General features: G+C 44.2%; 12 protein-coding genes and 1 riboswitch. Of the genes, 9 read left to right on the top strand and 3 right to left on the bottom strand.

Annotated elements, in window-relative coordinates; genetic code table 11:
- Positions 1 to 16: 16 nt before the first annotated feature.
- The 3 genes from CD03_RS0119060 (at position 17) to CD03_RS0119050 (ending at position 3,889) form a co-directional block, all read left to right on the top strand.
- The gene (locus tag CD03_RS0119060) at positions 17 to 1,138 is read left to right on the top strand and encodes a uroporphyrinogen decarboxylase family protein (protein WP_027294991.1); all 1,122 of its coding nucleotides are present in this window, start codon (positions 17 to 19) and stop codon (positions 1,136 to 1,138) included.
- 332 nt (positions 1,139 to 1,470) lie between these two features.
- Positions 1,471 to 2,571: an endonuclease/exonuclease/phosphatase family protein gene (locus tag CD03_RS0119055; RefSeq protein WP_330377275.1), complete on the top strand. Its 1,101-nt coding sequence runs from the start codon at positions 1,471 to 1,473 to the stop codon at positions 2,569 to 2,571.
- Between the two features lie 100 nt (positions 2,572 to 2,671).
- Positions 2,672 to 3,889, top strand: a complete 1,218-nt coding sequence (locus CD03_RS0119050) for a GNAT family N-acetyltransferase (RefSeq protein WP_027294989.1) — start codon at positions 2,672 to 2,674, stop codon at positions 3,887 to 3,889.
- Positions 3,890 to 3,912: 23 nt separating this feature from the next.
- Here the strand turns inward: CD03_RS0119050 and CD03_RS39575 are convergent, their stop codons facing one another.
- Entirely contained in the window at positions 3,913 to 4,092 is a 180-nt protein-coding gene (locus tag CD03_RS39575) for a DUF6783 domain-containing protein (protein WP_334291677.1), read from the bottom strand.
- 107 nt (positions 4,093 to 4,199) lie between these two features.
- Positions 4,200 to 4,303, top strand: a riboswitch (TPP riboswitch).
- 139 nt (positions 4,304 to 4,442) lie between these two features.
- On the opposite strand from CD03_RS39575, the gene thiC reads away from it, so the two are divergent.
- The 6 genes from thiC to CD03_RS0119020 all read left to right on the top strand — a co-directional run bounded on the left by thiC (position 4,443) and on the right by CD03_RS0119020 (position 9,769).
- Positions 4,443 to 5,756: a phosphomethylpyrimidine synthase ThiC gene (gene thiC, locus CD03_RS0119045; protein ID WP_027294988.1), complete on the top strand. Its 1,314-nt coding sequence runs from the start codon at positions 4,443 to 4,445 to the stop codon at positions 5,754 to 5,756.
- Between the two features lie 101 nt (positions 5,757 to 5,857).
- Positions 5,858 to 6,052: a sulfur carrier protein ThiS gene (gene thiS / locus CD03_RS0119040; RefSeq protein ID WP_197041680.1), complete on the top strand. Its 195-nt coding sequence runs from the start codon at positions 5,858 to 5,860 to the stop codon at positions 6,050 to 6,052.
- 3 nt (positions 6,053 to 6,055) lie between these two features.
- Positions 6,056 to 6,877, top strand: a complete 822-nt coding sequence (thiF, locus tag CD03_RS0119035; protein ID WP_027294986.1) for a sulfur carrier protein ThiS adenylyltransferase ThiF — start codon at positions 6,056 to 6,058, stop codon at positions 6,875 to 6,877.
- A 59-nt stretch (positions 6,878 to 6,936) separates the two neighbouring features.
- Complete coding sequence (locus tag CD03_RS0119030) at positions 6,937 to 7,731, top strand: thiazole synthase (RefSeq protein ID WP_330377274.1); 795 nt, start codon at positions 6,937 to 6,939, stop codon at positions 7,729 to 7,731.
- A 210-nt stretch (positions 7,732 to 7,941) separates the two neighbouring features.
- The gene (gene thiH / locus CD03_RS0119025; RefSeq protein ID WP_044290125.1) at positions 7,942 to 9,072 is read left to right on the top strand and encodes a 2-iminoacetate synthase ThiH; all 1,131 of its coding nucleotides are present in this window, start codon (positions 7,942 to 7,944) and stop codon (positions 9,070 to 9,072) included.
- Positions 9,073 to 9,160: 88 nt separating this feature from the next.
- Positions 9,161 to 9,769, top strand: coding sequence for a thiamine phosphate synthase (locus CD03_RS0119020; protein WP_027294983.1), 609 nt, complete (start codon positions 9,161 to 9,163; stop codon positions 9,767 to 9,769).
- On the opposite strand, the gene CD03_RS0119015 is transcribed toward CD03_RS0119020, so the two are convergent.
- Positions 9,759 to 11,054, bottom strand: a complete 1,296-nt coding sequence (locus CD03_RS0119015; protein ID WP_027294982.1) for a sensor histidine kinase — start codon at positions 11,052 to 11,054, stop codon at positions 9,759 to 9,761. The genes CD03_RS0119020 and CD03_RS0119015 overlap by 11 nt on opposite strands.
- Entirely contained in the window at positions 11,047 to 11,727 is a 681-nt protein-coding gene (locus CD03_RS0119010; RefSeq protein ID WP_027294981.1) for a response regulator transcription factor, read from the bottom strand. The genes CD03_RS0119015 and CD03_RS0119010 overlap by 8 nt, the downstream gene beginning before the upstream one ends.
- Positions 11,728 to 11,762 lie beyond the last annotated feature (35 nt).

Below are 11,762 nucleotides of genomic sequence, written 5' to 3'. Positions count from 1 at the left end.
AAATGGGGTGGCGGCAATGAATTACAGAGAAAATATTATGGCGATTCTAAATTACAAGCCTTATGAAAATATGCCGGTGGTGTCCTTTGGGTACTGGGTGGAAACGCTGGACAAATGGGCAGCGGAGGGACATATTACCAGAGAAGAAGCAGAAGGTTACCGGAAGTTTGGGGACAATTCTGAGGCTGATAAAAGTGTGATGAAAAAACTTGGGTTTGATTTTAACTGGAACTCCTGCGTAGGATGCCAGGTGGACATCTATCCAAGATTTGAAGTGGAGGTAATGGAAGAAAGGCCGGATGGCTCCAGGATCATCCGGGATGAGCTGGGGCTGATTGTACTGGAAAAACCGGGGACAGTTTCCATACCAGCAGAGATTGGAACCTCAATGACCGACCGTCAGGCATGGGAAGAACATTATCTTCCCCGTCTGCAATGGTCTAAGGAACGTATGGATGAAAGCCTGTTGAAATCACTGCAGGATACCTCCGGGCGTGAGGTTCCCGTTGCAATACACTGCGGTTCGCTGCTTGGCAGGATGAGGGATCTGCTGGGGGTAGAGCAGTTAAGCTACTTATATATGGATGACGAAGAGCTGTATGCAGAAATAATCGATACCATGGCAGGGCTGTCTTACAAGTGGGTCAAAGCGGCGCTGGAATCCGGAGCAAAGTTTGATTATGCCCATTACTGGGAAGATATCTGTTTTAAAAATGGTCCGCTGGTGATACCCGGTGTGTTTGATGAGTACGTAGGTCCTCATTATAAAAAGACAACAGAGCTGTTAAAACAATATGGCGTAACCATAGTTTCAGTGGATTGTGACGGTTTGATTGATTCCCTGATACCTACCTGGCTGGAAAATGGCGTCAATACTATGTTTCCCATTGAAGTAGGCACGTGGAATGCGTCCATAGAGCCATGGAGAGCAAAATATGGAAAACAGATTCGCGGTGTTGGAGGTATGAATAAAACTATATTTGCCAGAGATTATAAAGCCATAGATGCAGAGATAGAGAGACTGAAGCCGCTGATAGAACTGGGGGGATACATTCCCTGCCCGGATCATCGGATTGCCCCGGATGCCATATTTGAAAATGTACAGTATTACTGCGAACAGATTCGCAGGATCATTTAAAGGAATTTGTGCAGCAGCAATTCTGGAACTGCTTACCGCTGGACAAGTAAAGGAAAAGTGGCAGTACCCGTACAGCATTGCGTAATTAACTGTTAATTGCGCGAGCTGTACGGGTACTGTTATTTTTGTGGGAAATGGATGCCCGTTTAAACGTGCTGTCTGATATTTAAGGAAATCTCGCTTTCTCTTTCTGCATATGATAGAATAGAAGAAAAAGCAAGTATCGGATACTGTATGGATTGAAGTGAAATGCAGGCAGTAGGATGTCAGGGTTGCAGAAAAATATGAATGGAAAGGAAGCCACGCTGTGATTTCTTCAACCTGTATGATTTGTGGCCGTATCCCAGGTAAGAACGGGATGCGTTATCGGTGTGAAAATGGCAAAAATGATTTTAAAAGTGATTATTGGTGTAATGGCGGTGGTATTTCTGATAGGAGCAGCCGGTGTAATTTACCTTACTGTAAGGGAATACAGACCAAAGAAGAATGAAAAAGTAGAAGTTCCCAAGGGAAGCAGGAAGCTTTCGGTATCCGATAAACTAACATTCCTGACATGGAATACCGGATATGCCGGTTTAGATAAAACCCAGGATTTCTTTATGGACGGTGGTACGAAGGTGATGCCGGATAAAAAAGAAGAGGTACTGGCAAATATGGAGGCAATTTCCCAGACATTAAAAGAGAATGCGGCGGATGTCTATTTTCTTCAGGAAGTGGACATTTATTCAAAACGTTCCTACTACCAGGATCAGACAGCATTTTACAGAGAAGAACTTGGGATGGGAAATATGTTTGCCTATAATTTTAAATGTGACTTTGTTCCTTATCCGCTGCCGTTCATCGGACATGTGGAATCGGGCGTCGCAACATATACGCAGCTGGGGGCAGCAGAAGCCAGTCGTATAGCACTGCCGGAGTCTTTTTCCTGGCCGGTGAAAACATGTAATTTAAAGAGGTGTCTGTTGACGACCAGGATACCTTTCGAGGACTCAGACAAAGAGCTTGTACTTGTAAATCTCCATCTGGAGGCTTATGACGATGGGGCAGGGAAGAAGGCGCAGAGTGCGCTGCTGGCACAGGTTTTGGAAGAAGAGTATCAAAAGGGAAATTATGTGATTGCCGGAGGTGATTTTAATCAGACCTTTTCTTCGGTAGCCAAGTATCCAATCTGGAATAAAGATGGATGGGTACCGCCCAAAATGGATGAAGACAGCCTTCCGGAAGGTTTCCGCTTTGTTATTGATGATTCAGCGCCTACCTGCCGTCTGCTGGATGCACCGTATACCGGTTCGTATGATACTTCCCAGGTATATGTTCTGGATGGATTCATTGTTTCTGAAAATATAATGGTAGAAACGGCGGATGTAGTTGACGTAGGTTTTGAGAATACAGATCATCAGCCGGTGAGAATGACGGTGAATCTGAAGTTCTAACGTAGATTGGACAATTACATTTCCCTGTGTTAGAATAAAAAAGATATAAAGACACGCTATATATATATAAGATAAGTTTTGACAATTTCTTGGAGGAAAGATGAAAAACGAAGATATGTTTCAAATGCGGCAGTTAAAGGACAGCGATCTGGAGGAGTTTAATGCGCTGCTTCGCTATGTATTTCAGGTTACAGGAGATGAGTTACTAAAGTCAGGCTGGGAAGAAGATGAAATCCAGCGTGCAAAAGCACCAATATTAAAGCAGTCCTATATACTGGGCTATTTTCATAAAGATAAACTGGCATCCCAGATAGTAGTATACCCCATGGAAGTGAATGTCTATGGAGAGATCTATAAGATGGGAGGGATTACAGGGGTTGCTACCTATCCCGAATATGCCGGCAGAGGATTGATTCATACCCTGATGCTGAAAATTCTGGAGCACATGAGGGAAGAAAAGCAGTCTGTTTCATTTTTGTATCCATACTCTATTCCTTTTTACAGGAAAAAGGGATGGGAAATTGTATCAGATCAGATTAAGTTCAGCATTAAGGATACACAGCTGCCCAAGAAGCAACCCGTTCCCGGTATGGTAGAAAGAGTAGAATGGGATCATGAAGACTTAAAGAACGTTTACCGGTACTTTGCAGTCCAAAGACACGGAGCTTTAATCAGGGACGATCTGGCATGGGAAGAATACTGGCGCTGGGAATCCGATGATGTCATTGCGGCAATCTATTACAGTGAAGAGCATAAACCGCTGGGGTATATCGTATATTCTATTGAAAATGAAGTATTTAACGTCAAAGAAATTCTCTATCTGAATATAGAAGCAAGACATGGAATCTGGAATTATATCAGTTCTCATTTTTCAATGATTACTGAAGTAAAAGGATATAATTATACCGGGGAACCCCTTGCTTTTCTTCTGGAAGACAGTGAAATCACCGAGACCATTGCACCTTATATTATGGCAAGGATTGTAGATGTCCGGGAATTCATTCTGCAGTATCCATTTCAGGTAATGCCGGAAGACTTTCATATTCATTTAATTGTTCATGATAATATGGCGCCCTGGAATGAAGGAGATTTTCAGATTTACTGGAAGGATCAGAAGACATATTGTGATCAGGAAAATGATCTGCCGCTTACGAATATCGTAGAGTTAGATATACAAACTCTGACCACAATGTTAATGGGATACAAAAGGCCTTCGTATCTGTATGAAAATGACAGGCTTGATATGGAATATTATATGGTACAGATATTAGAACGGCTAATACCGGTGGGAAAACCATATTTTTCCGATTATTTCTAAATTAGTGATATCCCGTTCTGTGCTTATAAAATAAGGGCTGATATTACAATAGAGCGTGTTTTAAAATTGCTTTCTGGCAGCTGTGCGTCACAGTTTGTGGGAGATTCGTCCCGGATGAAGGGCGCGTAGCGGGCTACGTAACCTGAATTCGGGGCAAATATGTCGCAAAGTGGGGCGTACAGATGGCAGGAATGAATTTTCAAACACGCTCTAGGTGGATTTCGGCCTTTATTTTAATTTCACAGGACGAAAAGATTCATCCCCCCCTATTGACATTTAAATCCCACACGCCTATAATAACACTAACTGAATAGCTATGCAGGGGAACTAATAATAGTTGAGATTGATATGTATATATCTAACCCTTTGAACCTGACAGTTAACACTGTGGTAGGGAGCATTCGATGAGTAATAGTTGGATGTTCACTTTTTAGTGAACATTTTTTTATGAAAAACAGAGTGAACTGGCAGGTAAGCAATTACCTGTCTTTTTTCATGCAATAAACCAGGCATTTGCTATTCGTTAATACAAACACATAAGGAGGAACAGCAAATGCGCGCATATTACACGCAGATGGAAGCAGCAAAGAAAGGAATTGTAACACCGCAGTTGGAGATTGTAGCGGCAAAAGAAGAAATGGAGGTTCCCAAATTAATGGAACTGGTGGCATCCGGACAGGCAGTAATTCCGGCTAATGTACATCACACCTCTCTCTCTCCGGAGGGAATCGGAAGCGGACTTCGCACTAAGATAAATGTAAATCTGGGAATTTCAGGGGACAGTAAGGATTATGACCGGGAATTGAAAAAGGTGCAGATGGCAATTGATTTTGGAGCAGAAGCAATCATGGACCTGAGTAATTATGGAAAAACACATGACTTCCGGGAAAAATTAATTGAGATGTCTCCGGCAATGATTGGGTCGGTACCGATGTATGATGCCATTGGTTATTTAGAGAAAGATTTGTTAGAGATCACGGCAAAGGATTTTTTAAGAGTGGTAGAAGCACATGCAAGAGAAGGCGTTGATTTTGTTACTATCCATGCCGGATTAAACCGCAGAGCGGTGGAGAGCTTCCGCAGGGCAGGACGGAAAATGAATATTGTTTCCAGAGGAGGTTCCCTGTTGTTCGCCTGGATGGAAATGACGGGAAACGAAAATCCATTCTTTGAATACTATGATGAAGTGCTGGATATACTGCGGGAACATGATGTGACAATCAGTATCGGAGATGCTCTGCGTCCGGGATGCATTGCAGACAGTTCCGATGCGGGACAGATTGCGGAGTTAATAGAAATCGGCAACCTGACTAAATGGGCATGGGAAAAGGATGTGCAGGTATTAGTAGAGGGGCCGGGACATATGGCAATGGATGAGATTGCTGCAAATATGAAAATGGAAAAGAGAATCTGCCATAATGCCCCATTCTATGTTCTGGGACCTCTGGTAACGGATATTGCACCGGGGTATGATCATATTACATCCGCAATCGGAGGCGCAATAGCGGCTGCAAACGGAGCGGATTTCTTATGTTATGTTACTCCGGCGGAACACCTGCGCCTGCCGGATGTGAGTGATGTAAGAGAAGGCATTGTAGCCAGCAAGATCGCAGCTCATGCAGCAGATATCGCCAAAGGAATCAAAGGAGCCAGAGATATTGATAACCGTATGGCAGAAGCAAGGCATAAGATGGACTGGGATGAAATGTTTGACATCGCAATTGATGGAAAGAAGGCAAAAGAGTATTTTGAAAGCACGCCTCCGGCAGACCGCCATACCTGTTCCATGTGCGGAAAAATGTGTGCAGTCCGAACTACAAATATGATACTGGAAGGCAAAAAGGTAGAATTCTGTACGGAAAAGTAAAAATTTATATTAGATCCTCACGGCAGTCTCCCAATTTACATATAGGCAGGTCCGCTTGCCGCGCTGCTGTGGGAATAAAGAAACAGGACGGGATATAAATCATGAAAATAAATGGACAGACAGCAGAACTAATAAAAACAATAACGCTGGAAGAATTTCTGATAGAAAAAAATTATAATCTTTCCAGAATCGCTGTAGAATTAAATGGAGTAATCGTACCAAAAGGGAAATTTGCAGGCATTGTTTTAAATGATGCGGACTGCCTGGAAATCGTCAGTTTCGTAGGCGGAGGTTGAGCAATGCAGATAAAATTAAATGGAAAGATCACCAAAATTCAGTGCAATACCCTGGCGGAATTAAAAGGACAGTACGGCAAAGAAGAGGATATCGTAATCTTAAATGGTTTTTCTGTTCCCATAGAAGAATTCATCAGTGGGACAAGAACATTAAAAGAGATGGATGAGGTGTTTTTTATACATAGAGGGGTGCTGCCGGGGCAAGAGGAGCTGGAGGCCATGATGGCATCCAGGCACACCCCCGGGGTCTGGGAAAAAGTGAACAATGCCTGTGTCGCAGTAGCGGGACTGGGCGGCCTGGGATCTCACATTGCGGTGATGCTTGCAAGGACAGGCGTAGGGAAGCTTTTGCTGGTAGATTTTGATGTAGTAGAACCGAGTAACTTAAACCGCCAGAACTATCTGGTTTCCCATCTGGGTAAGAAGAAAACAGAGGCATTAAAAGAACAGATTGCCCAGATCAATCCTTTTATCCAGGTAGAGACAATAGACAGAAGGGTAACCTCACAAAATGCGGCGGGTATATTTGAGGAATATCCCATTATATGTGAAGCATTTGACAGGCCGGAAGCCAAGGCGGCTCTGGTAAATGCGGTACTGATGGAACTCCCGGAATCCACAATCGTTTCCGCATCCGGGATGGCCGGATATGACAGTGCCAATGAAATAAAGACCGTGCGTAAGATGTCAAGGCTCTATGTGTGCGGGGATATGGAAAATGAAGCAAAGGAAGGAAGAGGGCTGATGGCACCCAGAGTCCAGGTGTGTGCCGGACATCAGGCCAATATGGTTCTGCGTCTGATACTTGGAATCACGGACGTATAGTGCGCGGTCTGCATCAATAGAATATCTGCGGCAAACGCAGGAATACAGGTTCATCATAAATGTTTCGAAAGGAAAAGGATACAGAAATGGAAGATAAATTAATCATAGGCGGTCATGCCTTTGAATCCAGGTTTATCCTGGGATCAGGCAAATTTTCATTAGAGATGACCAATGCAGTTATTAAAAATGGAGGAGTGGAAATGGCTACACTGGCACTTCGCCGTGCCAATGTAGGCGGGGAAGAAAACATCCTGGACTATATGCCGGAAGGCATTACCTTACTGCCAAATACATCCGGTGCCAGAACGGCGGAAGAGGCGGTCCGCATTGCACGTCTGGCAAGGGAAATCGGCTGCGGTGACTTTGTAAAAATTGAGGTTGTGCACGACTCCAAATATCTGCTTCCGGATAATTATGAGACAATCAAAGCAACAGAAGTACTGGCAAAGGAAGGATTTATTGTAATGCCCTATATGTACCCGGATTTAAATGCAGCCAGAGATATGGTAAATGCAGGAGCAGCAGCCATTATGCCTCTGGGAGCTCCAATTGGAAGCAACAAGGGTCTGTGTACCAGGGAATTTATCAAAATGCTGGTGGAAGAAATTGACCTGCCGATCATCGTTGACGCCGGAATCGGAAGGCCTTCCCAGGCATGTGAGGCAATGGAAATGGGGGTAGACGCCATTATGGCAAATACCGCAATTGCAACGGCAGGAGATGTGGCACAGATGGCAGCAGCATTCAAGCTGGCGGTAATATCAGGAAGAATGGCATATCTGGCAGGACCAGGCCGGGTATTGGAACAGATGGCGGAAGCATCCAGTCCATTGACCGGATTTTTACAGGATTAGAGCACGTATGAATATGATAGAATCAGAGAGCATTTGAAAATTGCTTTAATTAAATATGAATGCTCTGGCAGCTTGCAACTTAAGATTTCGAATGAAAGAAAGGAAACTAGAGTGTGTTTGAGTACAGAAAATGAGAAGAAACCGGAGTATCCCAAAGCAGGGTTCTCCGGTATTAGATCCGGCAGGTTTATCACGGAAGAGACAAACCATATGGAATATCAGCCGGGAATGGAAGATTTACAATCCGATATTATGGATAAGGTTCTGGAAAAGGTCAATATATATGATTATGAAGCTTACACCGCCAAAGATGTAAAACTGGCGCTGGCAAAGGAAAGCCTGCTTCCCGAAGATTTTGCGGCGCTTCTTTCCCCGGCGGCAGAACCCTTTTTAGAAGAGATGGCGAGAAAAGGAAAGGCAGAGACGGGAAAGCATTTTGGAAATGCAGTTTCACTTTTTACTCCATTGTATATTGCAAATTATTGTGAAAATAACTGCATTTACTGTGGTTATAATTGTAAAAACCGAATTCTACGGGGAAAACTTTCCATGGATGAAATAGAAGAGGAATTAAAGAATATCGCATCCACCGGATTACAGGATATTTTACTATTAACAGGAGAATCCAGAAAGGCATCTGATGTAAACTATATTGGAGAGGCAGTCAGGATAGCAGCCAGGTATTTTGCCTTAGTGGGGGTTGAAATTTATCCTTTGAATACGGACGAGTACCAATATCTGCATACCTGCGGTGCAGATTACGTCTGTGTCTATCAGGAGACCTACAATCCCATAAGGTATGAACGGCTCCATTTAAGCGGTCCCAAGCGTATTTATCCATATCGCTTTCATGCCCAGGAAAGAGCCCTGAAAGGAGGAATGCGTTCCGTAGCCTTTGGCGCCCTTTTAGGCTTGGATGATTTTCGTAAGGATGCGTTTGCAACCGGAATGCATGCCTATCTGGTTCAGCAGAAATATCCCCATGCGGAGATTGCTTTTTCTCCGCCAAGGCTTCGTCCAATTATTAATAATGACAAGATCAATCCCAAAGATGTTCACGAAACCCAGCTGCTTCAGGTCATGCTGGCATATCGCCTGTTCATGCCATTTGCAGGGATAACCATTTCTACCCGGGAAAGGGAAGGCTTCCGGGATCATGTCATTGGTATGTGCGCCACTAAGATATCAGCGGGGGTAAAGGTAAGCGTTGGAGGGCATGGAGAAGAGGCAAAAGGCGATGAACAGTTCGAAATATCAGACCCCAGAAATGTAGAAGACGTGAAGCGGGCAATTATTGCCCAGGGACTGCAGCCTGTCTATGTGGATTATATCAGAGTGTAATACATGGACAAAATGCATGTTTACAGGTTTTATGCAGGGGGCGTGTAGTATATATAATCTCAATTGTGGAAAACCCGGGAGGCAGAAGATGTATTTGTGTATAACTAACAGAAAACTTTGTACAGGAAATTTCTTAACGAAGATAAGGGAACTGGCGGATAGGCAGGAGATAGAGAAAATTGTATTGCGGGAGAAAGATCTTTCTTCCGATGATTATGAAGCACTGGCAGAAAAATGCAAAGAGATCTGTCAGGAGTATGGGAAACCGCTGGTAATCAATCAGTTTATAGAAACCGCTCAAAAACTGCAGAATCCGGAAGTGCAGATCTCTATGGAGATGCTCAGGAAATATACAGGAAATACAGTACAGCAAAGAGTGAATACCGGAGCAGGCAGCACCTGTAATTTACAAAGTACTGTACTGGGAGAGTTTCAGGCGGTGGGGGTGTCGGTTCACAGTGTCCCAGAAGCAGAAGAAGCACAGCTTCTGGGTGCCGGATATTTGCTCGCAGGGCACATTTTTCAGACGGACTGTAAAAAAGGAATTCCCGGGCGGGGGCTTGCATTTCTAGAAGAAGTTTGCCAAAAAGTAAGTATTCCGGTTTATGCCATTGGGGGGATATCACCGGACAATATACAGGAGGTAATCCGCGCCGGAGCAAAGGGCGGATGCATGATGTCAGGTTTTATGAGGTAACAGGCAGCAGTATCATAATGCTTGTCCCGCCTCCTGGGGCATCCTCAATCCAGATCCTTCCTTTATGCAGTTTTATTATTTCCTTTGCAATACAGAGACCAAGTCCAAAGTGCTCTTTATCTTTATGGGATGCATCTACCCGGTAAAACCGGTCAAACACCGCTTTTTTATTCTCATCCGCGATGCCGGGACCGCTGTCGGTCACGGCAATCTGGAACTTGCCGGAACCAAATGTAAGGGAAATACTCACTTTTCCGCCTTCAGGAGTATAGGAGAAAGCATTGTCCAGCAGTATGGACAGAATCTGACCAATCCGTCCCGGATCACAGAGAAGCGGGGGAATCGACTGCTCTGGAATATGAAAGGCAAAATCCATATTCTTATCCAAAGCCTGGGGCTCGAATTTTTCATAAGTTTCTAAAACCAGTGTGTCAAGTTCCGTGGGCTCCCGCTGAATGGTCCAGTTTCTGGCATCTGCATTTGCAAGGGTAAGCATGTCATTGATCAGCCTTGCCATACGGGCCGCTTCTGATTCCATTGCGTGGATAAATCGTATGGCATCCTCTTTGCCTGCAATTTTCAGTGCGGACAGACTGCTTGTAATAACCGTGAGGGGAGAGCGGAGCTCGTGGGATGCAGAAGCGACGAATTGTACCTGCTTTTCCCGGTTTTCTTTTAATGGGCGAATCATATGGCGTGTAAAGAGCCAGGAAAAAATACCGAGAAGTATAATAGCGCACAGATCAACAAGTACAATAAGCATACGTTGGCGAAAGATCTGAGATTTCTGGGAGGTAAAAGGAGAGATGGCAGTTATACTAAGATAACCGCTGTCTTTGGGAATCAGAGCTACCGAGGCATAATAAAGTTCTCCATCCTCTCCTGTCATTTTAAATTCTTCATGTTTGGACAGCACACTGTTTTTTCTAAAATTGTCAATATCCAGTCCGAAGGTCTGCAAAGCAGTTTCGTTTGCCTGGGCAGTTAGCTTTTCGGCAGCGGGAGATGGATTCAGGGAGTCGAATACCAGATTGTTTCCGGTGTCTTTTATCTCCAGCTGTATATGGTAATTGTATTCCATCTGAGTAATCCAGGTATGAGTAATGACTGATTGGTTCTCAAGATAAGAGTAGAGTGAATTTATGTTATTTATAAAAGAGGAATAACTGATATCTCTGATGCCGGATTCAGCTATGGTCAGACAGATGCAGGACATGGCGACCAGGATGAGTCCGGTCACCATAGTACAGAAAAGTGTCATTTGATGGTGTAATTTTCTAAACATTTGTATCCTCCAGGCTATATCCGATCCCGCGGATCGTTTTCAGGGTAAGGGTGCTGCTGACACTGGTAAGACGCCTTCGCAGGAGATGGATATAATTATCCAGATTCCCTTCCTCCACAGAGGCATCCGGTCCCCACACGCGGGTTAACAGGGTCATACGGGGAAGAATTTTACCCGAATTATTTAAAAAAGCCTCCAGCAGGTCACCCTCCCGACGTGACAGGGCACAGGTCAGTTCTCCCCGTGAGAGTTTTTTCTGTGACGCATCATAAGAGATATCGCCATAGGTAAGGGGTTTGTTTTCATTCCAGCCTGCAGGCCTTCTGCTGATGCAGCGGATTCTTGCCATTAACTCTTCAAATGCAAAGGGTTTTACAATATAATCATCGGCTCCAAGATCCAGCCCCTGCACACGGTCATGTAAATCACCCAGTGCAGTCACCAGAATCAGAGGTGTGGATATTTGCTCCGAACGCACTTTCTTCAGAACGGCAGTACCGTCCATTAAAGGGAGCATACGGTCCAGCAGAATAAGATCATGGACATTTTCACGTATATAGCGAAGTCCGGACTCCCCGTCGTGGCAGACATCCACAGAGATGCCTTCGTGTTCTAACTGGTATTTTAATGAATCACATAAAATCAAATCATCTTCAATTATTAATATTCTCATAACATTTCGCCTCCTGATCCTATTATAATATGAAT

Origin of the sequence: Robinsoniella sp. KNHs210 (assembly GCF_000686105.1) — a bacterium.
In the GTDB taxonomy this organism is placed as follows: Bacteria; Bacillota; Clostridia; order Lachnospirales; family Lachnospiraceae; genus Robinsoniella; species Robinsoniella peoriensis.
This window is presented reverse-complemented; position numbering and strand designations above follow the sequence as displayed.